Here is a 21,600-nt window from a genome sequence, read left to right as displayed (position 1 = left end):
CCGTAGAGCCCTAGACGTCCGCGTCGGAGGTCTCCGCGGGGTCGGAGGCCGCGGAGGTCTCCGCGACGAGGTCCTGGCGCGTGGCCCCGGCCGTACCGGCCCCGGAGACCTGCACCGCGTCCTCGACCGCGGCGTCGCGCCGGGCGGCGCGGGCGGCCTCCTGCCGCTCGCGGCCCGCCTGCAGCCGCGGGATGTACCAGACGCCGAACAGCCCGGTCACGATGCCGGTGACGCACACCCACAGCCACCAGCGGTCCCCGGACGGCGTCCCAGTGATCAGCAGGACGACGAGCGCGACCGCCCACGCCGCGGTGCCCGCGAGGGCCACGCGGACGTCGTTGGTCCGCATGGGCGGCGGGTCCGGGCGGCGCGGAGGGGTCATGCGATCAGGTTACGCGGCGGGCGTGGGAGAGGGCCGTCACACCCTGGTCTGGGAGAAACCGGAGGTGAGCACGGTGATGAGCCGCTCGTAGCTGGCCTCCAGGTCCGCCGGGAGGCCGAAGCCGCCCGCGGCCTCCAGGATGGCGAAGCCGTGCACGGCCGAGCGCAGGCAGCGGGTCGCGTGGACGAGGTCCGGGCCGTCCAGGCCGTAGCCGCGCAGCACCGCGTAGATGACGTCGAGGACGCGCTCGCCCGCGGCGCCGCCCGCGCCGACGTCCTCGGCGGACTGCTGCATCGACGCGTAGCGGCTAGGGTGCTCCACAACGTAGCCGCGGTAGGCGCGCATGACGGCCGCCACGGCGTCGTCCCGGGAGCGCCCCATGGCGGCGGTGCCGAGGCGGTCGGCGAGTTCTTCCAGGACTCTCGCGGTCACCAGTTGTCGCAACTCGGCCAGGTTGCGGACATGCTTGTAGAGGGAGGGGGTCGCGACCCCGGCCCTTCCGGCGACCGCGGCGAGCGTGAGGGCGCCGGGTCCGCCGGCGTCCACGACGGCGATGGCGGCGTCCACCACCGCGTCCGGCGACAGGCCCGCGCGCGGCATCCCGACCCCCTTCTTCGACTACTTAATAGCCAAAAAGCTAATCGTGTTAGCCGGGCATGTCAAGGAGACGGGCGTGGCAGCATGGGCCATCAGCACGGGAGAACGATGACGATGACAACGCCAACGAGCGGCGGCCGGACCGCCACGCCTCCGGGGCTGGCCGAGGAGCTGCGCATCTCGATCGCGCGGCTGTCGCGCCGGCTCCGGCACCTGCGGCCGCCCGCGCCGGGCGGCGGGCCGAACCCGCTGTCGCTCACCCAGTTCGCGGCGCTCGCCGCCATCGAGCGGCACGGCGCCATGACGCCCCGCGAGCTGGCCGACCACGAGAAGGTCCAGCCGCCGTCGATGACGCGCGTCATCGCCTACCTGGAGGAGCGCGGGCTCGTGGTGCGCAGCCCGCACCCGACCGACGGCCGGCAGGTGGTGCTGAAGGTCACCGACGAGGGCCTGTCGCTGCTGCGCACCGAGCGCCGCCGCAAGGAGGCGTGGCTGTCCACGCGGCTCGGCGAGCTGACCGACGAGGAGCGGGAGATCCTGCGCCGCGCGGCGCCGATCATCGACAAGCTCAGCCGCTCCTGAGACCCGCCCGGGACCCGCCCGGGGACCCGCCTGCGGACCGGGCCGCGCGGCGGCGCGGTTGCCGGAATAGCGATCGCGCGATTATCGTTAGCCTTGATAATGACTTCTGCTAACGATGGTCTTGACGACCCGGACGGAGCCCCGACGCGCGGGGCCCGCTCGGGGCGGCCCGCACGGCGCGGCGCCGCCCTGCCCCTGGCACCCCGCGCGCACCGCCGCCGTCCCGCCCCCCGCACCCCCGCCCGTACTCCCCACACCTCCCCGCACACGTCCGCGCACCCGGCCGGCCGGACGGACGCCGCCGGGCCGCCGCCGCACGCCGAGCGCGCCGGGCTCCCGGCTGGAGCGGTCCAAACGACCGCCGAGCCGCCCGCCGACCAGGCCCGCGAAGCCGCCGAGGCCGTCGTCACGGCCGAGGAGACCGACGCCGTCGTCGAACCCCCCGAGGACACCGCACCGCGAGACACCGCACCGCGAGACACTGCGCCGCGAGACGCCACGCCGCAGGACGCCGCCTCCGACGACGCGGGCGACGCGGACGACGACGACACCGGGACCGGCGGCGGGGGCATGTTCCGCTCGCTGCGGACCCGCAACTACCGCCTGTACGCCATGGGCCAGGTCGTCTCCAACACCGGCACCTGGATGCAGCGCGTCGCGCAGGACTGGCTCGTCCTCGACCTCGCCCACAACAACGGCACCGCGCTCGGCATCACCACCGGCCTGCAGTTCCTGCCGCTCCTGCTGTTCGGGCTGTGGGGCGGCGTGATCGCCGACCGCTACCCCAAGCGCCGCGTCCTGATGCTGACGCAGGTGTCGATGGGCGCCCTCGCGCTGATCCTCGGCGTGCTCACCGTCACCGGGCAGGCGCAGGTCTGGCACGTGTACCTGCTGGCGTTCGGCCTCGGCCTCGCCACCGTCGTCGACAACCCGACCCGGCAGTCGTTCGTGATCGAGATGGTCGGCAAGCGCGACCTGCCGAACGCGATCGCGCTGAACAGCGCCACCTTCAACGGCGCCCGGCTGCTCGGCCCCGCCGTCGCCGGCGTGCTGATCGCCGTCATCGGCACCGGCCCGGTGTTCCTGGTGAACGCCGCCTCGTTCGGCGCCGTCCTGTTCGGCCTGTACGCGATGCGCGAGAGCGAGCTGCACGACTCCGGCACCGTCAAGCGAGCCAAGGGGCAGCTCCGCGAGGGGCTGCGCTACGTGCGGGGACGCCGCGACCTGGTCCTCGTCCTGGTGATGGTCGGGTTCGTCGCGACGTTCGGCATGAACTTCCAGATGACGACCGCGCTGGTCGCCAAGGAGGTCTTCCACAGCGGCGCGTCCTCGTTCGGCCTCGCGTCCAGCATGCTGGCGCTCGGCGCGCTGACCGGTGCCCTGCTCGCCGCACGGCGCTCGACCAGGCCGCGGCTGCGGCTGATGCTCATCGCCGCGGTGGTGTTCGGCGTCATGGAGACCGCCGCCGGGCTCGCCCCGACGTACTGGTCGTTCCTGGTGCTGCTCGTCCCCGCCGGGATCGCGCTGATGACCTTCACGACGTCGGCGAACGCGACGATGCAGCTCGGCGTCCAGCCCGAGATGCGCGGCCGCGTGATGGGCCTCTACATGTTCGTCTTCATGGGGACCAACCCGCTCGGCGCGCCCACCGTCGGCTGGATGGCCGAGCACTTCGGGCCCCGGCTCAGCATCGTGCTCGGCGGGCTGATCTCGATGGCCACCGCGATCGTGGTGGCGGCGCTGGCGGCGCCGCGCGGGTCCGTCCGGCCCGCACTGGCCCGGTTGCGCCGCGTCCCGGCCGCCGGCCGCTGAGGCTCGGTCGCAGGCCGCTGAGCCGCGCCCTCGGCGGCTGAGCCGCGCCCCCCGGCCGGTGGGGCGCGGCGACCGGCGCCGATGGCGCAGCGCAACCGCGTGACAACGGGTGCCGTCTGCTGGAAAGCTGAAGTGGTGGCTCTCCGGACGTTCCCATGAGGCTCTTCGTGGCGCTCGTACCGCCACCGGACATCCTGGACGAGCTCGAGGAGGCCGTCCTTCCGCACAAGGACGACGTCCCCGAGCTGAAATGGGTCCGGCGGGAGCTGCTCCACGTCACGCTCGCCTTCCTCGGAGAGTGCGACGACCGCACCGTCGACCGGCTGCTGCCCCGGCTGGAGCGCGCCGCCCGGCGGCACGAGCGGATGACGCTGTCGCTGGCCGGCGGGGGCGCGTTCCCGAGCAACGGCGCGCACGCCCGCGTCCTGTGGACGGGCCTGTACGGCGACCGGCGCGGCCTCGCCCGGCTGGCGGCGTCCGTCGCCGCCGCGGGCCGCCGCGCCGGGACGCCGCCCGACAAGCACCGCTCGTTCCGGCCGCACATGACCCTCGCCCGGTCCCGGCAGCCGACCGACGTGCGGCCGCTCATGGAGGCGCTGTCGGCGTTCGCGACCGGGTCGTGGACGGCCGACGCCGTCCAGCTGATGTGCAGCCACCTGCCCGGCAAGCAGTACGACCAGCTGACCTACGAGCCGCTGAAGACCTGGTCGCTGCGCTACAGCTCCGGCGGGGGAGGGGCGGGCAGGTCCGCGTCCGGCGGGCCCCAGGGGACGCCGTAGCGCTCGCAGGCGCGGCGCAGCTCGTCCAGGTCGGGCGGGAACGTCACCTGCCGCAGGACGCGCCCTGACGGCCCCCACACGACCAGCCTCGGCAGCCGCTCGGCCGCCTCGTCGATGCCGACGCCGCCGATGCGGTCGCGGGCGAGGTCCCATTCGACCTTCCCGCGCCGCGTGACCACGGCCAGCCCGGCCGACGACACGCGCAGCTGCGAGCGGTTCCGGTCGTACAGCCAGTAGCCGGCGAGGCCGATCAGCAGCCCCGCGGGCACCGACCAGCTCGCCGTGGTGCCGAAGCCGCCGAGGTCCGGGCCGAGCCACACCGCGCCGATCAGCGCGACCGCCTCGCACAGCAGGACGCTCATCCCGTACGTGCCGACGCGGGACCGGCGCGTGGCGTCCAGCAGCGCGCCGGGCGCGGTCACCGGGCTCGGCGGGTCCGGGACGGTGAACGTGAGGTCCGGCTCGCCGGGGAGCCCGCCGGACGCCGGGGACACGTCCCGCGGGCCCGGCCCGGCCCCGTCGGAGGCGCCCCCGTCCGAAGCCGTGTCGGAGGCCGCGCCCGGCGCCGGCAGCGACGCCGTCGCGCGGGTCTCCGGCTCCGGCGCCGTCAGCGTCGACATCGCCGAGTGGAACGCGGCGCTGAGGTAGGCGTCGTACTCGGCGTCGTTGACCGGCAGGCCCGCCTTGCGCGCCGACTCGCGCAGGTCCGTGCGGGAGATCCGCAGCGCCGACAGCGGCGCGGCGAAGAACTCGTCGCCGTCGGTGTCGTACAGCCGCACCCACGCGTGCCCGGCGATCGTCAGCAGCTCGATGCCGCCGATCCGGTCCTCCGGCATCTTCAGCACCACGTCGCCGGCCGCGTCCGCCCAGCCGAGGCCGCCGTCCGCGACGACGAGGCGCCCGCCCGGGACCTGCGCGAAGATGTCCGGCAGCCCCTCCAGGCCGTAGTCCGGGCGGCGCGGCGGCCGCGCCCCCGGCGTGATCACGTGGTAGCCGTGGTCGTCCAGCGCGTGCGCGAGCTGGAACCCGTCCAGGCCGTGCGCGGGCAGCCGCGCGACCAGCTCCATCCGGTGCCCGAACGCCAGCGCCGCGAGCTCGGCGCGGCGCGGCTCTCCGCTCAGCGGGTCCAGCCGCAGCCCCGGCCCCACCACGACCGCCGCGACCTGCCCGGACGGCAGGTCCTGCTGGCGGCGGCGGCCCGGCCGGGCGCGCACCAGCAGCCGCTCCGCGGTGATCGTCCAGCGCACCCGGGCGGCCCGCAGCAGCCGCCGCCGCGCCGCCAGCACCCCGGTGATCGCGGCGAGCGCCCAGCAGCCGGCGGCGAGGCGCGCCTCGAACCCGCCGGCGCCCTGCACCGCGATCCGCACGATCATGACCCCGCCGAGCACGGCGGTGAGCGTGCCGAGCAGCGCGACCCGGCGGCGGCTCGGCAGCGGGTCCGGGGTGTCGAGCCGGAACTCCGTACGCTCCCGCGCCGGGCCGTCGCCGTCCTGTGCGCGGGGCGGCTCGTGGACGGCCGCGAGCAGCGCGGCCTCCTGGTCGAGGAGCCGCTGCTCCGCGGCGTGGTCGCGCGGCAGCGGCCCCGCCGCGGGGACGTCGGCGTCCGCGCCCTGGTGCCGCAGCGCCTCGTCCAGCGCGGGGTCCAGCAGGTCGCTCGCCTCGCCGTCCAGGACGTGCATCGGGATGCCGAGCCGGCGCGCCGTCACGAACAGCGCCAGCGGCTCCAGGCCCATCGCCGTCAGCCCGCCGACCGCCGTCCGGCCGAACCGGTGGAAGACCGTCAGCATGCCGTCGCCGGTCGTGATCGCGAGGCCGTCGATCCGGTCCCGCTCGTAGCGGACCATGCTCAGCCCGCCCTTGCCGATCCGCTCCAGCCCGGCCGCCGACAGCCGCCAGTACGGCCGGGGCCGCCGCCGGCGCGCCTCCGGCGCCGCGCCGAGCACCCACGGGGACGCCGAGACCACCGCGATCAGCAGCGCCCACAGCCACACCGGGCGGATCGGCAGCAGCGCCAGCGCGAGCGCCAGCAGCGCGAACGGCCCCGCCGCGACGGGCCGCCACCGTCCGCCGACCCCGGAGAGCCCGACCAGTTCGGTGTCGATGTTCATCGCGCGGCTCCCGGCGTCGGACCTTGGGATGCCTTCCTTCGGAGGGCACCGCGTGCGATGTGCGGACCGCTCACCCTCGCCGGCGTCCTCGGGAGAGGCGGGTGAGGGGCGGCCTGGGGGGCGGAGGGAGTGTCGGCCTGGGGCATTCCGTGCCCTCCTTCGGCGGGCAGCTGGGCGAACGTGGGGGATGCTTCGGCTCGGTTCGCGGTCGAATTCTCGCAAGCGCGGCGCGGGATTCGCAGAGGTTCGGGGGTTCGCGGAGCAGACCGTGGCCGGACGGACAGGTCACGGCCGTTCACACCGGCCACCCCCGTCGCCCGCGCCACTGCCGTCCCTCCGGTCTCGCGGGTCATCCGCGTCTCCGGAACAGGCCGTAGCCGACCAGGGCGGCGATGGCGAGCGCGACGAACAGGCCCGTCCGGACGCCGCCGGCGTCGCGGTGGCCCTGGTCGGCGTTGTCCTTCTTCTTCTCGGCCTTCGTCGTGGCGGTCGGCGACGGCGACGGCTTGTCCGCGCCGGGCACGGGCACCTTGTAGACGGGCTGCTTCTCGCCCTCGGACCCGACGAGGAAGTACTTGCCGTCGGGCGTGTAGGTGATCGACTCGCCCTGCGGCTGGAACGGCAGCGACACCGAGCCGAGCGACCTGCCGGGGCGGCCGCCGGCGTCCACCGCGTACATGCGGGCGCCGAAGTAGGTGCGGATCACGCAGGTGCGGCTGTCCGGCGCGAACGCCCCGTCCGTCGCGATCGCCGGCGCCTTGCCGATCTTGTGCATGACGTTGTAGCCGGACGTGCGCAGGCGCTTGGGCGCCTCGTAGACCGCCCCGCCGAACAGCTTGCTGGCGATGTAGAGCCGGTTCGTCCGCGGGTTGATCATGAGGGTCTCGGCGTTGCGCGGCCCGTCCGAGTATTTGATCTTGAACGCGGTGGCGTGCAGGGTCTGGCTGCGCAGCTGCGCCGGCTCCGGAATCCGGTAGACGGTGACGTACGGCCAGGCGCCGCCGAGGTTGTCGCCGATGTCGCCCATGTAGATCGCGGGACGGCCCCGCTCGTCCTTGCCGAGCGCCATCGCCTCCCAGTCGCGCGCGCCCGCGCCGCCGAACGTCAGCACGGCCCGCACCCGCCCGTCCGGGCCCAGCGCGTACACCTTGGGGACGCCGCCGGAGTCGTTGTGGGTGTAGACGATGCCGGGGTGCAGCGTGCTCGCCGCGAGCCCGCTGGACTCGGTGATCCGCGCGTCGGTGATCGTGAAGGCGACGGTGCCGCCGGATCCCGTCCCGGCCGCGGCGGGCGGCGCCCAGGGAACGACGGCCGCGGCGCCGAGCGCCAGCGCGGCGAGGCCGCCGAGGAGGGCGCGCGGGGCGGCCGGACGCACTGCCATCTCGTGATCAACCCCGTTCCCCCGCCCGGACGATCATATGACGCGGCCCCCGTGCCGGGACCGCTCCCGCGGTCAACGCAGCAGCGCGCCGACGACCACGGCCAGGATCAGCGCGGTCAGCACGGTGGGGAGCAGCCATTGGGGCGCGCGGTTCACGCATTGAGCTTATGCGGCCCCGCGCACGGCGCGAACCGGACGGCGATGATCTGCATCTCATCTGGCATGTGCGGTTTGTTCGGGGTGGTGCGCTCGCCGTTCGCGGGCGATCCGGGACGGGCGTCCGACGTGTTCGTGACGCTGGGCGCGCTCGCGGAGGAGCGCGGCACCGACGCGGCGGGGGTGGCCCTGCTCGGCGGCTGGCCGGGGCTCGCGCACGACGGCTGCCGCGTGGTGAAGGGCCGCGGCCGCTTCTCCGGCGTCTGGCGCACCGAGCTGCTCGCCGAGCTCGACCGGGCGCCGGTCGCGATGGGCCACACCCGCTGGGCGACGAAGGGGTCCCCGGCGGAGGCGGCGAACGCGAGCCCGATGCTGGTCGCCGCGCCCGGCGCGAGGTCCGCGGGGATCGTCGGGACGCACAACGGCGACGTGGACGCCGGGGCGCTGCGGGAGCGGTTCGCGCTGCCCGCCCCGTCCGGCGGGACCGACAGCGAGGCGGTGTTCCAGCTGCTCGCGGGGCGGCACGGCCCGTCCGGCGTCACGGCCGCCCTGGAGGCGCTGGCCGGACGGACCGCGCTCGCCTGGGTGGAGCGCGACGCCCCGTCCCAGGTCCACCTGGCGCGCGCCGCGCTGAGCCCGCTGGCCGTCGCCGTGGACTGCGAGCAGAACATCTACTGGGCGTCGAACCCGCGCTGGTTCCGCGTCGCGCAGCGCTACACGCGGGTCCGGTTCGCGACGATCGTCATGCTCCGCGAGGGCACCTACCTGCGGGTCGGCACGGAGCGGGCGCCCGGCCGCCGCGACCGGCCGCGGGTGCTCGCCGCGGCCTCGTTCGTCCCGACGGCGCGGCCCGCGGACCGCGACGACCGTGTCTGGACGGGCTTCACCGACGCCGACCGGTCCCGCGACCAGGCGACCCTCCGCCACCGCCTGACGACCCCCGACCTCGCCCCCGTCGCCTGACCCGCCCCCGGGAGTGCCCCGGGGACGGGTGCGGCGAGGGACTAAAGGCGCTCGACGACGTAGTCGATGCAGGTGGTGAGGGCCTCGACGTCCGCCGGGTCGATCGCCGGGAACATGCCGATGCGCAGCTGGTTGCGGCCCAGCTTGCGGTACGGCTCGGTGTCGACGATGCCGTTGGCGCGCAGCGTCTTGGCGACGGCCGCCGCGTCGACGTCGTCGTTGAAGTCGATCGTGCCGACGACCTGCGAGCGCGCCGCGGGGTCCGTCACGAACGGCGTCGTGTACGAGGTCTTCTCGGCCCAGGTGTAGAGGCGCTGCGACGAGTCGGCGGTACGGGACGTCGTCCAGTCCAGGCCGCCCTGCCCGTTCATCCACTCGATCTGCTCGGCGAGCAGGATCAGGGTGGCGACGGCCGGGGTGTTGTAGGTCTGGTCCTTGGACGAGTTGTCCCGGACGGTCTTCAGGTTGAAGAACTCCGGCACGTACCGGTCGGACGAGGCGATCTCGTCGATCCGCTCCAGCGCGGCGGGCGAGGCGAGCGCGACCCACAGGCCGCCGTCGGCGGCGAAGCACTTCTGCGGCGCGAAGTAGTAGACGTCGGTCTCGGCGACGTCCACGGGCAGGCCGCCGGCGCCGGACGTGGCGTCCACCAGCACGAGGCCCTCGCGCGCGGTGGTGCCGGCGGGACGCTTGATCGGCATCGCGACGCCGGTCGAGGTCTCGTTGTGGGTGAGCGCGTAGACGTCGACGTCCTCCTCGGCGGACGCCTCCGGGTGCTGCCCGGGCGGGGCGGTGATGACGGTGGGGTCCCCCAGCCACGGCGCGCCCGTGGTGACCTTGGCGAACTTGCTGGAGAACTCACCGAACGTCAGGTGCTGCGAGCGCTGCCGGACGAGGCCGAACGCGGCGGCGTCCCAGAAGGCGGTGGTGCCGCCGTTGCTGAGCAGGACCTCGTAGCCCTCCGGGAGGGAGAACAGCTGCGCCAGGCCCTCGCGGACCCGGCCGACGAGGGACTTGACCGGCTTCTGCCGGTGGGAGGTGCCCATGTAGGTCGAGCCGGACTCGGCGAGCGCGGCGAGCTGCTCGGGGCGGACCTTGGACGGCCCGCATCCGAAGCGGCCGTCTGCGGGCTTGATGTCGGCGGGAATGGCTATGGCTGGATTCGCGCTTTCGGTCACTCGCAGAAGGCTACTTGGTGCGGTGTACGGCCCAGGTAAGCAGGGCCACCAGCATCACTCCGCAGACAGCGGCGACGATCCCCGGCGGATAGATCCAGTCGCGGCCGTGGGCGTGGTCGTCGATCGCGGCGCGGACGGCGTCGTAGGTGAGGAACGCCAGCAGGACGGCGCCGAGGGCGGCGGCGACGCGGGTGGAGACGGCGTTGGTGCGGCGGCGCCGCTCCTCGCGCTCCGCCGCGTACCGGCGCATTTCCTCGGCCGGGTCGGCCTCGCGCTCGGCGGGGCGCACGGCGCCGGCGGCGGGGCCGATGTCGCCTTCCAGCGGCTCGTCCGGGTCCTCGGTCACGCATCCCATGATGGCAAACCCGTGCAGGTGGTTCGTCGCCCTGAGCGGCTGCTCCCGCCCCGTCCGCGCTCGGTCGCTTGCCGATTCCCGCCGTGCTCGCACTGTCGAGTACGTGGCCCCTCAATCCCGGGGGGTCTCGCTGCACTCGCTCGGTGAGTGCTTGCCCCCGGCGCGGGGGGCGAAAAACCAGAAGGAGTATGAGATGTACCAGTTCTTCGAACCTGTGTATATCGTCCTGACCATGGGGGTGCTGTCCCTCCTGGTGCGGGCCGCGACCAAGAGGCTCGACCAGTGGAAGTGGTCGTCCTGCGGGAGCGTCGCCGGCAAGGTCCAGCACGGTGCCCACGAGGGTGCACTGCTCAAGCACGCGGCGCTGCACACCGCTTTCATCGCTGTCGCGGTGTTCCTCGCATGGGCCGCCTTCAGCGACTACCTCTTCATCAACTGGCCGGGCTTCGTGGTGGGGCAAGGGGTCGTCTTCGCAGGGCACGTCGTCCTGGACGTCCTCGCCTACTCCCGGTTCAAGTCCAAGTGCCCCTGGGTGCTCGTGGACGAGAAGATGTACGTCACCAAGACCGGGGACGAGCCCCCCACGACGAAGACGGAGCAGACGTTCGTCAAGCGCACTGCCGAGACGAACCTCCACCATCTGGTGCAGCTGGTCACGATCGCGGCGATCCTGACCGTGGTCGTCACCAGGGGCACCATCTGAAGCTGCCCGGCCGCGAGGTCCCCGGACCGAACGGCTGAGCGACCCAGGGGAGGCCGGGTTCCGCACCCGGCCTCCCCACCCTTGGACTCTGGTGGCCCCTAGAAGCGGTGGCGCCGCGCCGTCCGAATCGCCCCGCCGAAGGCGCACGGATGAAGACCCACGGATGAAGACGCATGGACGACGGCGCACGAAGGCCCCCGGTTCCGGGTGAACCGGGGGCCTCAGGCGCATTCGGGCGGGGGCGGGGCCGGCCGGGTCAGCCGGCCGTGCGGTCAAGCACTGCGCTTGAGGACCTCCGCCGCGCCGGCGACGTCGTCGATCGAGCGGCTGCCAGGCCCGACGTACCGGGCGCTCGGCCGGACGAGGCGGCCGGTGCGCTTCTGTTCCAGGATGTGCGCGGCCCAGCCGGCGGTCCGGCCGCAGGTGAACATCGCGGGCATCATCGCGGTCGGGACCTCGGCGAAGTCCAGGATGACCGCGGCCCAGAACTCCACGTTCGTCTCGATCGGACGGTCCGGGCGGCGCTCGCGCAGCTCGGCGAGGGCGGCGTCCTCCAGGGCCTTGGCGGCCTCGAAGCGCGGCGCGTCCAGTTCCTTGGCGGTGCGGCGCAGCACCCGGGCGCGCGGGTCCTCGGCGCGGTAGACGCGGTGGCCGAAGCCCATCAGCCGGTCGCCGGAGTCGAGGATGCCGGTGACGACCTTGCGGGCGTCGCCGAGCTGCTCGACCTTCTCGATCATCGGCAGCACGCGGGCCGGGGCGCCGCCGTGCAGCGGGCCGGACATCGCGCCGATCGCGCCGGAGATGCTGGCCGCCACGTCCGCGCCGGTGGAGGCGATGACGCGGGCGGTGAAGGTGGAGGCGTTCATGCCGTGCTCGGCGGCGGAGACCCAGTAGGCGTCGATGGCCCGGACGTGCTGCGGGTCGGGCTCACCGCGCCAGCGGACCATGAACCGCTCGGTGATGGTCGAGGCCTCGTCGATCCGGCTCTGCGGGACCATCGGGACGCCGATGCCGCGCGCCGACTGGGCGACGAACGACAGCGCGGTCACCGATACCCGGGCGAGGTCGGCGCGGGCCGTCTCGTCGGAGATGTCCAGCAGCGGCTTCATCCCGTACGCGGGGGCGAGGGTGGGGAGCGCGGCCTGCACGTCCACCCGGACGTCGCCGGAGGTGACCGGCAGGACGTGCGGGTCGGCGGGGGCCAGGCCCGGGTCGAAGCTGTCGTCGACCAGCAGGCCCCAGGCGTCGCCGAAGGAGACGCGGCCGACGAGCTCCTCGATGTCGACGCCCCGGTAGCGGAGGGCGCCGCCCTCCTTGTCCGGTTCGGCGATCTCGGTCTCGAAGGCGACGACCCCCTCAAGACCGGGTTTGAAGTCGGACATGTCGTCCTGCCTTTCGTCCCCAAGAGTGATAAGGCGGTGCAGTGCCATGCCATTGAACCCTGTCCGCCTTACCGACCAGTACCCAGGTCCATGTGAGATGCACAATCTCCAGGTGAGAGGCTCTGACGCTGTGGATTCCCCAACGCCCGACCCCGCGCGGCTCCGCAGGTCCTACGAGGGGGGCGAGCTGGCGGAGCGGGCGGTCCCCGCCGATCCGCTGGCGCTGTTCGCCGCGTGGTTCGCCGACGCGCACGCCTTCGGGCTGCCGGAGCCGAACGCGATGGTGCTGGCGACCGCGTCCGCGGACGGCGTGCCGAGCGCGCGGACGGTCCTGCTGAAGGGCTACGGGCCGCACGGGTTCCGCCTCTTCACCAACCTGACCTCGCCGAAGGGCCGCGACCTGGCGGAGAACCCGCGCGCGGCGCTCGTCTTCCCGTGGCATCCGATGCACCGCCAGGTGCGCGTCGCGGGCCCGGTCTTCCCGCTGTCGCGCGAGGAGTCCGAGGCCTACTTCCGGACCCGGCCGTACGGGTCGCGGATCGGCGCGTGGGCGAGCGAGCACCAGTCCGGCGTGATCGCGGACCGCGCGGCGCTGGAGCGCCGGTTCGCCGAGCTCGCCGAGCGGTGGCCGGATCCGGACGCCTCGCCGTCCGCCGGGGGGGACGAGGGGGACGCGGTGCCGCTGCCGGGCTTCTGGGGCGGGTACCGGGTCGTCCCGGAGACCATCGAGTTCTGGCAGGGCCGGCGCGACCGGCTGCACGACCGCATCCGGTACCGGCGCACCGCCCTGGACGATCAGGGCCGCCCGCTCGACGCCGACCCGGAGGCGGCCGGCCGGTGGGTGACGGAGAGACTGTCTCCGTGACACCGGAACAGCAGCCACCCCCCGCCTTCGCTCCTGACGCTCCCGGGGAGGGCGCCGCGGACACCGCCGCCGCGGCCGACGAGCCCGACAATCCCCCCGAACCCGAAGAACCCGGCTCCCCGCCGGAAGGGCGGGGCCGCCGCGGCATGCTGCGGCGGGTCGCGATCGACACCCGGCCCCTCGGCCACCCCCCGTACCGGCGGCTGTGGCTCGGCCAGGGCGTGTCGTTCATCGGCTTCCAGGTCACCGCGGTGGCCGTGCCCGTGCAGGTCTACGACATGACCGGGTCGTCGTTCTGGGTCGGCGTGCTCGGCCTGGTCAACCTCGTCCCGCTGATCGTGTTCGGGCTGTGGGGCGGCGCGGTCGCCGACCACATGGACCGGCGCAGGCTGCTGTTCTCCTCGTCCTGCGTGATGTGGGTCGCCACGCTGCTGCTCCTCCTGCAGGCGCTGCTGCACCTGGAGAACCTGCCGCTGATCATGGTGGTGGTGGCGGTGCAGGCGACCGGGTTCGCGGTGTCCTCGCCGACCCGCAGCGCGATCATCCCGCGGCTGGTGGACAAGTCGCTCGTCCCGGCCGCCAACACGCTGAACTTCACCGCCAGCCAGGTCGGGATGCTCGCCGGCCCGCTGTTCGCCGGCGTGATCCTGGCCCGCTGGAGCTACGGCGCCGCCTACGGGATGGACGCGGCGCTGTTCACCGTCGGCCTGTGGGCGGCGCTGCGGCTGCCGTCGATCCCGCCGCTCGGCGACGTCACCGGGTCACCGGGGCTGCGGTCGGTGATCGACGGGCTGCGCTACCTCGGCACCCAGCCGGTGCTGCTGATGTCGTTCGTCGTCGACATCATCGCGATGGGCGTCGCGATGCCGCGCGCGCTGTTCCCCGAGCTGGCCGAGACGCGGTTCGGCGGCGAGGGCGCGGTCGGCTACCTGTTCGCCGCGATCGCGGTCGGCGCGTTCCTCGGCGGGCTGATCTCCGGCTGGATCGGCCGCGTGCACCGGCAGGGGATCGCGCTGGTGGTGTCGATCGCCGTGTGGGGCCTCGCCGTGGCCGCCGCGGGCCTCGCGCACGAGCTGTGGCTGGCGGTGGCGCTGCTGGCCGTCGGGGGCGGCGCCGACCTGGTGTCGTCGGTGTTCCGGCAGACGATGCTCCAGACGTACGCGCCGGACGAGATGCGCGGCCGCCTCCAGGGCGTGTTCACCGTCGTCGTCGCGGGCGGTCCCCGGCTCGGCGACGTGCGGGCGGGCGCGGTCGCGAGCGTCGCCGGCGCCACCGCGTCCTGGGTCGGCGGCGGCATCGCCTGCGCCGTCCTCGTCGTCGTCGTGGCCCTCCTGGTCCCCGCGCTCCTGCGCTACGACACGAGGACCGCCGAGACCGTCCCCGCCACCTGACCGAACCACGTTCACTTGCGGCGTGTCGGCCTTAAGGACCGTTCCATAAGGCCGACACGCCGCAAGTCAACGCAGGGCCTGGGCGACGATCTTGAGGTCGTCGACGAGGCTGGCGTACACGGCGTCGCGGTCCTCGGCGCGCAGGACGGCGGACGGGTGGATCGTCGCGACGACCTGGGCGCCCGCCTCGCCGGGCGGCGTCTCGTCGATCTCGCGGGCGGCGGACGGGGTGCCGATCGTCTCCAGGCCGGGCAGCGCGAGCAGCCGGCCGCGCAGCTTCGTCACCCGGAACGAGGAGCCCAGCAGCGCCTTCCCGGCCGTCGCGCCGAGCACGACCACGACGTCCGGGTCCAGGGCACGCAGCTCGGCCAGCAGCCAGGGGCGGCAGGCGCGCATCTCGCCCACGTTCGGCGTCTCGTGGATGCGCCGCTTCCCGCCCGCTTGCCGCTTGAACTTGAAGTGCTTGACGGCGTTGGTGACGTACACCTCGCCGCGCTCGATCCCGGCCTCCTCAAGGGCGCGGTCCAGGACGCGTCCGGCGGGGCCGACGAACGGGTGGCCCTGCCGGTCCTCCTGGTCGCCGGGCTGCTCGCCGACCAGCACGACCCGTCCGCCCGCGGAGCCCTCGCCGAACACCGTCTGCGTGGCGTTCTCGTAGAGCCCGCAGCCCCGGCAGCCCGCCGCCGCGCGGCGCAGCGCGGCCAGGTCGGAGCGCTCCTTCGGGGAGTCCGGAAGGAACGGTCCGGCGTCGTGGGAAGTTTCCGCGTTCATCTCGCGTTTCCCCGTACCCGCCCTCTCCGGGATATTCGCGCGATCCGGCGGCGGAGGGCCCGAGCAAGTAGACTTCAAGGCCATAAGACTGGAGGGAGCTGTGACCTCACACGGCCTGATCGATACCACGGAGATGTATCTCCGGACGGTGTTCGAGCTCGAAGAGGAGGGGATCATCCCCCTTCGCGCGCGCATCGCCGAGCGGCTCTCCCAGAGCGGCCCGACGGTGAGCCAGACGGTCGCGCGGATGGAACGCGACGGGCTGCTGCGGGTCGAGGGAGATCGGCACCTCGAGCTGACCGAGAGCGGCCGCGGCCTGGCCACCCGGGTGATGCGCAAGCACCGGCTCGCCGAGTGCCTGCTGGTCAACGTCATCGGACTGCCCTGGGAGGACGTCCACATCGAGGCCTGCCGGTGGGAGCACGTGATGTCGGAGGAGGTCGAGCGGCGGCTGGTCGCGCTGCTGGACAACCCGACCACCTGCCCGCACGGCAACCCGATCCCCGGGCTGGACGAGCTCGGCGGGCACGGCGACGACGCGGCCGCCGCGCCGCTGTCGGTGATGACCGCGGTCGCGAGCGCCTCCGGCGCCGCCGCCGTCGTCCGGCGGATCAGCGAGCAGGTGCAGATGGACAGCGACCTGATGCTTAGACTCAAGCAAATAGGGATACAACCGGGACGAGAGGTGACTCTCCGGGCGACCGATGACGGGGTGCGGGTGACCTGTGACGACGAGGCCGACGATGCTGCGACGGAACTGCCGCGCGACATCGCCGAGCACGTCTTCGTCAGCAGGCGCTGACACGGTCGGCGTGCCGCCCCCCGCCCCCGCCGCGACGGTCTATACCGAAGATCTCCATACGATCGCGCCGTTCGGGCGTATCCCGGCGACGGGTTCGTCGTTCAATACGACGAGGAGAACACGTACGACGACCGCGCCGCGACGCCCGGTGACCGCCGCCGCGGGCGGTGCGGCCCGGCCGCGTGCAGGCGGCGCGGCCGCCGGCGGGTCCGCGACTGTGATCGGGATGGGGAGATGAAGCGTTGGGGGGAAGCGCCCTTCGAGGCGCACCTGCCGCCCGAGACCGTCCTCAGCCAGATGGAGATGGCGGTCATCGTCTGCGACCGCTTCAGCAACGTCATCTACGGCAACGCGTTCGCCCGGCAGCTCTTCGGGTTCGGCGGCGACGAGATCATCGGGCACTCCATCCTGTCGCTCGGCATCGCCGAGGAGGACCACGAGCAGGCCACCGAGCTCGCCCGGCACGTCCTTAAGGGCGGCGTCTGGGAGGGCACCTTCTGCAACCTGCGGGCCGACGGCACCACCGTGTACACGCGCGCGCACGCCGTCCCCCTGCGGCACCCGTCCGGTGCGGTCGACGGCGTCGTCATCTTCGCGCGGGAGGCGCTGCGCTCCAACCAGCGCGACCAGGAGCGCTACGGGCTGCTGGAGCGGATCGGCGAGCGGCTCGCCGGGTCCCTGGAGCTGGAGGCGACGCTGCGGCGGGTCGCCGACACCCTCGTCCCGCAGTTCGCCGACCACTGCTTCATCGACCTGTACAGCGGCGACCGGCTCTACCGGCGGGTGTCGCGGCACGCGGGCGACTGGGAGCCGCCGCCCGGCACCTGGGCGGAGGTCGGCGAGCCCGTCTCCTACCCGCCCGGCCACTTCAGCGCCAAGGCGATGGCGCGCCGCGACGCCGTCCTCGTCGAGGACATGGTGCAGCACCGCTTCGCCGCGCCGTCGGAGTCGTCGCTGCGGCTCGGCGAGTCGATGGGCATCACCTCGGTGATCTCCGCGCCGCTGCTGGTGCGCGGCGAGCTGCTCGGCGTGATGAGCCTGGCGCTGTCCAACCTGTCCAAGCGGCCCGACCCGCACTACGACGGCTTCGACCGCGACCTGCTCGGCGCCATCGCCAGCCGCGTCGCGCTCGCCGTCGACAACGCGCTGCTGTTCGAGGAGGAGCGCGAGACCGCGCTCGCCTTCCAGAAGCACCTGCTGCCCGGCGAGCAGCCGCCGCCGCTGGACGGCCTGCAGATCGCCTGGCGGTACGAGCCGGCCCGCCCGCTGGAGTCGCACGGGCACGGCATCCAGACCCAGGTCGGCGGCGACTGGTACGACGTGATCCCGCTGTCGGCCGGCCGCGTCGGGCTCGTCATCGGCGACGTCGAGGGCCGCGGCGCCCGCGCCGCCGCGGTGATGGGGCAGCTGCGCGCCGCGCTGCGCGCCTTCGCCCAGGACGACAAGCCCCCGGCCGACATCCTGCGCAAGCTCGACGAGTGGGTCCGCACGATGACCCGGCCGGAGCGGATGCGGTCCGGCTGGAACAGCGACGACCTCGTCCGCCCGCCGCTGGTGTCGTGCACCTACTTCGTGTACGACGCGTGGTCGCGGGTGCTGGAGTTCGCCAACGCCGGCCACGACCCGCCGCTGCTCATCGTGGGCGGCGACGTCGGCGAGCTGGACTTCGAGAGCGAGGGCGCTATGCTCGGCGTCCGCGCGCCCGGCATGGGCGGCGAGATCCTCTTCAACGAGGAGCAGTGCGAGCTGCAGCCCGGGTCCACGCTGGTGCTGTACACCGACGGCCTCATCGACCGGCGGCCGAAGGACGACGGCGAGTACTACACGCGCGAGGAGTCCCGCGAGATGGTCCGCGACGCCGTCCAGCGGGTCGCGCGCGGCGGCGTCGAGGTCATCGCGAACGCGGCCTACGAGGCCGTCCCCGGCGACATCGACGACGACGTGGCGATCGTGGTGATCCGCACCGCCGGCGACGAGCTGGCGGTCGAGGAGCGCACGTTCCCGGCCGAGCCGATCATGGTGTCGGAGGCGCGCCGGATGGCGGCGGACGCGTTCGCGTCCTGGGGCATGCTCGACGAGCAGGCCGAGCTGGCCTGCCTGCTGGTCTCCGAGGTCGTCACGAACGTGGTGCTGCACGCGACCGCGACCCCGCAGCCGCGCCGCGAGACGGTCGTGCCGGTGCCCGCCGGGCCGCCCGGCCGCGGCGGCGAGCCGCTGAGCGCGCCGCCGCCCGTCCAGTTCAACACCGCGCAGGTCGGCGGCGCGTTCGACGCCCCGCTCGACCCGGCGATCGACGCGGGCGGGTTCGACGAGGACGACTGGGACCTCGGCGCCGACCTCGGCCGCCGGGAGCCGCCCACCAAGGAGTTCCGGCTCCGGCTGCGGCGCGGGAACGACGCGATCTGGGTCGAGGTGTTCGACTCCGACATGCGGCTGCCGCGGATCCGCAGCGCGGGCGAGACCGACGAGGGCGGCCGCGGGCTGTACCTGGTCGACCAGCTCGCCACCCGGTGGGGCGCCCGGCCGACGAACGACGGCAAGGCCGTCTGGTTCGAGCTGCCGCTGACCCCGTGATGCGGGCCTGGGCGGTGCGGGAACCGACCCCGATCGCGTCGGGGCCGCTGCGCCGCGCCGACCGGGACGTTCCGCCGCCGGGGCCGGGGGAGCTGCTGGTACGGGTGCTGGCCTGCGGCGTCTGCCGGACGGACCTGCACGTCGCGGAGGGCGACCTGCCCGTCCACCTGCCGGGGGTGACGCCCGGCCACGAGATCGTCGGGGAGGTCGTCGAGGCGGGCGCGGGCGCGCTGTACGCCGCGGGCGACCGGGTCGGCGTCGCGTGGCTGCGCGGCACCTGCGGCGCGTGCCGGTTCTGCCGGCGGGGCGCCGAGAACCTGTGCCCGTACTCGGTCTATACCGGCTGGGACGCGCACGGCGGCTACGCCGAGTACGCCGTCGCGGTCGACGCCTACACCTACGCGCTGCCGCCCGAGCTCGACGACGTCCGCGCGGCGCCGCTGCTGTGCGCGGGCATCATCGGCTACCGCGCGCTGCGCCGCGCCGCCCTGCCGCCGGGCGGGCGGCTCGGCATCTGGGGGTTCGGCGGTTCCGCCCACCTCGCCGCGCAGATCGCGATCGCCGAGGGCGCCGACGTGCACGTGTTCACCCGCAGCCCGGCCGCGCGCGAGCTGGCCCGCGACCTCGGGGCGTCGTGGGCGGGCGGCTCCTTCGACGCCTCGCCCGACCCGCTCGACTCCGCGATCGTCTTCGCGCCGGCCGGCGGGCTCGTCCCGGCGGCGCTCGAACGCCTCGACCGCGGCGGCACCCTCGCGATCGCGGGGATCCACCTGAGCGACGTCCCGTCTTTGGACTACCAGCGGCACCTGTTCCAGGAGCGGCAGGTCCGGTCGGTGACCGCGAACACCCGCGCGGACGGCGAGGAGTTCCTCCGCCTCGCGGCGCGGCTCGGCGTCGCCGTCACCACGCACCCGTACTCGCTGGACGAGGCGGACCGCGCCCTGGCCGACCTCGCGGCCGACCGTTTCACGGGCGCCGCCGTACTCGTCCCCTAGAGCACTGCGCTGGTTCCTTAGAGCGCCGTACTCGTCCCCTAGAGTGAGGTTGCGGCGTGCCGGCCCCGAGGCTCTGGAAGAGGACGGCACGCCGCAAGCATGAAGGCGCCCGGGCGCGCTAGATCGGCTCCGCCGCCACGTGCGCCCAGGACTGGGTGAACCACAGCTCGCCGCCGATCACCCGGGGCTTCGCGCCGGTGCGCGGCCCGCCGTCGACCTCGTCGATGAGCGCCTCGCGGATCCGGTCGGCGGACGCCTCGTCCCGCGCGCTCGCGAGCCACGGCTCCACCGGCCGCTCGACGGTGAACACGTCGAGGCGGCGGATCGTCGCGCCCGCCGAGGTGATCATCTCGGTGAGCCGGGCGATGGACGGGGTGCCCGGATGGTCGGGGTCGCGCAGCCGCTCGATCCGGTCCCGCTCCGGCCCGGCCAGGTTGCCGCGGACGAGATCGGCGATGACCAGCCGGCCGCCGGACCGGCAGACCCGCAGCAGCTCGCGCAGCACCAGGTCCGGCTCGCCCAGCGTGTACAGCGAGAACCGTGCCGTGACCAGGGAGAACGCGTCGTCCCGGTAGGGCAGCGCGGTGGCGTCGGCCTTGACGGCGGGGCTCGCCGGCCGGGGCCGCGGGTCTTCGCGCGTCGCCGTCGCGGGTGGGCGGTCCCCGTCGCCCGCCGGGCCGGTGATGCGCACCGGGCCCGTCCCGAACTCGACCGTGGCCATCCGGCCGCTGCGGCCCGGTTCCTCCGGCGCCGGCGTCGCGTCCACCGCGGTGAGGTGCCGGACCTGCGGGCGCAGCGCGGCGGGCATCGGCCCGCGGCCGCGCGCCACGTCCAGGCACACGTCGTCGCGGTCGGGTTCGACGAACTCCAGCAGCCGCCTCAGGTGCGGGGCGACGCCGCCGGCGGTCTCCTGGACCGCGGTCGCCGGATGCGGCACGGGTGGTCTCCCTCGGCTCGGACCGGCGCCGCGAACGGGAACAGGCGCGAAGCCGGTTTCGCCACTTATGACTCCCGGTCCGGCGGGGAAGTTCGGATCCGGCGGCGGGGAAATTCGCCGCCCGGCCCGTCAGCCGCGCAGGTGCTCGCCGTACAGCGCCCCCACGACCAGCACGAACACGATGATCACCGCGGCGCGGGTGGGCATCGGCATGCGCAGCTTCACCGCGACCCAGCGCACGCAGAACGCGGCGAGGAGCGCGACGACCGCGAGGCTGAGAAGGCCCTCGTCCATGGTCACCTTCAATCCGGGGGGAGTGCCGCCACTGAGAACGATAGACGCGTAAGGCAAGGGTTACCTCGGAGTAGGGGCCGCCCGGGCCGCCCGATAACCTCGCGCATGTGGCAGATGCGAAGGAAGTAGACGGCCGGGACCGGCTGGACGACCTGATGACCAACGTGGCCCGGGCGCGTGTCGCCCTCGGCCTCGCGGCGTTCGCCGCGCCGAAGCTGACCGTGAAGGCGATGACGTCGGCCGGCGGCACCGACCCCGGCCGCGACTACGTCGCCCGGATGTTCGCCGCCCGCGAGATCGCCCTCGGCGCCGGCTACCTGCTCAGCGACGGGCCCGGCCGCAAGCTGTGGGCCCGCGCGGGGCTGCTCGTCGACGCGCTCGACACCGTCAGCGGGCTGCGCACCCGCCGCGGCCTCCCGCTGTGGGTGACCGCCGGCGCCACCGCCATCGCGGGCGGCTCCGCCGCGCTCGGCGCCGCCAAGGTCGCCCGCGACATCATGCGCTGACCTCCCGCCCCGATCCACCGCCTCCGATCCGCGTCCCGGCTCCCGCGCCGGGGCGCGGATCCGGCGCCGCCGGCGCCGATTTGGGGT

General features: G+C 74.1%; 21 protein-coding genes. 11 read left to right on the top strand and 10 right to left on the bottom strand.

Features of this window, described 5'->3' with window-relative positions:
* Positions 1–10: 10 nt before the first annotated feature.
* On the bottom strand, positions 11–382 hold the full coding sequence (locus J4709_RS55980; RefSeq protein WP_208251224.1) for a DUF2530 domain-containing protein: 372 nt from the start codon (positions 380–382) through the stop codon (positions 11–13).
* Positions 383–418: 36 nt separating this feature from the next.
* Positions 419–982, bottom strand: coding sequence for a TetR-like C-terminal domain-containing protein (locus J4709_RS44175; protein ID WP_208251222.1), 564 nt, complete (start codon positions 980–982; stop codon positions 419–421).
* 111 nt (positions 983–1,093) lie between these two features.
* On the opposite strand from J4709_RS44175, the gene J4709_RS44170 reads away from it, so the two are divergent.
* From J4709_RS44170 to thpR, 3 genes are all read left to right on the top strand, one after another.
* Complete coding sequence (locus J4709_RS44170) at positions 1,094–1,561, top strand: MarR family winged helix-turn-helix transcriptional regulator (RefSeq protein ID WP_208251220.1); 468 nt, start codon at positions 1,094–1,096, stop codon at positions 1,559–1,561.
* A gap of 570 nt (positions 1,562–2,131) precedes the next feature.
* Positions 2,132–3,373 (top strand): MFS transporter, encoded by a 1,242-nt coding sequence (locus J4709_RS44165; RefSeq protein WP_208251261.1) that lies wholly within the window; start codon positions 2,132–2,134, stop codon positions 3,371–3,373.
* Between the two features lie 155 nt (positions 3,374–3,528).
* Positions 3,529–4,152 (top strand): RNA 2',3'-cyclic phosphodiesterase, encoded by a 624-nt coding sequence (gene thpR / locus J4709_RS44160; RefSeq protein ID WP_151547085.1) that lies wholly within the window; start codon positions 3,529–3,531, stop codon positions 4,150–4,152.
* Here the strand turns inward: thpR and J4709_RS44155 are convergent.
* Both J4709_RS44155 and J4709_RS44150 read right to left on the bottom strand, forming a co-directional pair.
* Positions 4,089–6,260: a hypothetical protein gene (locus J4709_RS44155; protein ID WP_232384963.1), complete on the bottom strand. Its 2,172-nt coding sequence runs from the start codon at positions 6,258–6,260 to the stop codon at positions 4,089–4,091. The two genes, thpR and J4709_RS44155, sit on opposite strands and share 64 nt — an antisense overlap.
* A 349-nt stretch (positions 6,261–6,609) precedes the next feature.
* Positions 6,610–7,641, bottom strand: a complete 1,032-nt coding sequence (locus J4709_RS44150) for a hypothetical protein (protein ID WP_208251218.1) — start codon at positions 7,639–7,641, stop codon at positions 6,610–6,612.
* Positions 7,642–7,863: 222 nt separating this feature from the next.
* Between J4709_RS44150 and J4709_RS44145 the strand changes: the two genes are divergently transcribed.
* Positions 7,864–8,760: a class II glutamine amidotransferase gene (locus tag J4709_RS44145; protein ID WP_208251217.1), complete on the top strand. Its 897-nt coding sequence runs from the start codon at positions 7,864–7,866 to the stop codon at positions 8,758–8,760.
* Between the two features lie 41 nt (positions 8,761–8,801).
* On the opposite strand, the gene serC is transcribed toward J4709_RS44145, so the two are convergent.
* Together serC and J4709_RS44135 are read right to left on the bottom strand one after the other, a co-directional pair.
* Positions 8,802–9,938: a phosphoserine transaminase gene (serC, locus tag J4709_RS44140; RefSeq protein ID WP_208251214.1), complete on the bottom strand. Its 1,137-nt coding sequence runs from the start codon at positions 9,936–9,938 to the stop codon at positions 8,802–8,804.
* A gap of 10 nt (positions 9,939–9,948) precedes the next feature.
* Positions 9,949–10,284, bottom strand: a complete 336-nt coding sequence (locus J4709_RS44135) for a hypothetical protein (protein WP_208251207.1) — start codon at positions 10,282–10,284, stop codon at positions 9,949–9,951.
* A 241-nt stretch (positions 10,285–10,525) separates the two neighbouring features.
* Here J4709_RS44135 and J4709_RS44130 point away from each other — a divergent pair, with 241 nt between their 5' ends.
* Positions 10,526–10,996, top strand: coding sequence for a hypothetical protein (locus tag J4709_RS44130; RefSeq protein ID WP_208251205.1), 471 nt, complete (start codon positions 10,526–10,528; stop codon positions 10,994–10,996).
* A gap of 272 nt (positions 10,997–11,268) precedes the next feature.
* Here the strand turns inward: J4709_RS44130 and J4709_RS44125 are convergent, their stop codons facing one another.
* The gene (locus J4709_RS44125; protein WP_208251203.1) at positions 11,269–12,378 is read right to left on the bottom strand and encodes a citrate synthase 2; all 1,110 of its coding nucleotides are present in this window, start codon (positions 12,376–12,378) and stop codon (positions 11,269–11,271) included.
* 130 nt (positions 12,379–12,508) lie between these two features.
* Here J4709_RS44125 and pdxH point away from each other — a divergent pair, with 130 nt between their 5' ends.
* Both pdxH and J4709_RS44115 read left to right on the top strand, forming a co-directional pair.
* Entirely contained in the window at positions 12,509–13,243 is a 735-nt protein-coding gene (gene pdxH, locus J4709_RS44120) for a pyridoxamine 5'-phosphate oxidase (RefSeq protein ID WP_307802070.1), read from the top strand.
* Positions 13,240–14,634: an MFS transporter gene (locus tag J4709_RS44115; protein WP_307802069.1), complete on the top strand. Its 1,395-nt coding sequence runs from the start codon at positions 13,240–13,242 to the stop codon at positions 14,632–14,634. The genes pdxH and J4709_RS44115 overlap by 4 nt, the downstream gene beginning before the upstream one ends.
* Positions 14,635–14,700: 66 nt before the next feature.
* Here J4709_RS44115 and J4709_RS44110 read toward each other — a convergent pair whose 3' ends face one another.
* Positions 14,701–15,405, bottom strand: coding sequence for a UdgX family uracil-DNA binding protein (locus J4709_RS44110; protein ID WP_208251198.1), 705 nt, complete (start codon positions 15,403–15,405; stop codon positions 14,701–14,703).
* Between the two features lie 100 nt (positions 15,406–15,505).
* Here J4709_RS44110 and J4709_RS44105 point away from each other — a divergent pair, with 100 nt between their 5' ends.
* From J4709_RS44105 to J4709_RS44095, 3 genes are all read left to right on the top strand, one after another.
* A complete protein-coding gene (locus J4709_RS44105) occupies positions 15,506–16,207 on the top strand; it encodes an iron-dependent transcriptional repressor DtxR (RefSeq protein ID WP_208251196.1) in 702 nt (233 codons plus the stop codon).
* A gap of 234 nt (positions 16,208–16,441) precedes the next feature.
* Positions 16,442–18,781 carry a SpoIIE family protein phosphatase gene (locus tag J4709_RS44100; RefSeq protein WP_208251193.1) on the top strand — a complete coding sequence of 780 codons (2,340 nt, stop codon included), beginning with the start codon at positions 16,442–16,444 and terminating at the stop codon, positions 18,779–18,781.
* Between the two features lie 14 nt (positions 18,782–18,795).
* The gene (locus J4709_RS44095; RefSeq protein ID WP_372442236.1) at positions 18,796–19,776 is read left to right on the top strand and encodes a zinc-binding alcohol dehydrogenase family protein; all 981 of its coding nucleotides are present in this window, start codon (positions 18,796–18,798) and stop codon (positions 19,774–19,776) included.
* A gap of 118 nt (positions 19,777–19,894) precedes the next feature.
* Here the strand turns inward: J4709_RS44095 and J4709_RS44090 are convergent, their stop codons facing one another.
* Together J4709_RS44090 and J4709_RS44085 are read right to left on the bottom strand one after the other, a co-directional pair.
* Positions 19,895–20,713, bottom strand: a complete 819-nt coding sequence (locus J4709_RS44090) for a class I SAM-dependent methyltransferase (protein WP_208251191.1) — start codon at positions 20,711–20,713, stop codon at positions 19,895–19,897.
* A 129-nt stretch (positions 20,714–20,842) separates the two neighbouring features.
* Positions 20,843–21,007, bottom strand: a complete 165-nt coding sequence (locus tag J4709_RS44085) for a hypothetical protein (RefSeq protein ID WP_173096635.1) — start codon at positions 21,005–21,007, stop codon at positions 20,843–20,845.
* Positions 21,008–21,114: 107 nt separating this feature from the next.
* On the opposite strand from J4709_RS44085, the gene J4709_RS44080 reads away from it, so the two are divergent.
* Complete coding sequence (locus J4709_RS44080) at positions 21,115–21,513, top strand: hypothetical protein (protein WP_307802068.1); 399 nt, start codon at positions 21,115–21,117, stop codon at positions 21,511–21,513.
* Positions 21,514–21,600: the final 87 nt, after the last annotated feature.

The organism is Actinomadura violacea (assembly GCF_017573465.1).
GTDB lineage: Bacteria > Actinomycetota > Actinomycetes > Streptosporangiales > Streptosporangiaceae > Spirillospora > Spirillospora violacea.
Note: the sequence above shows the minus strand (reverse complement) of the source record. Positions and strands in the feature narration are given on the sequence as shown.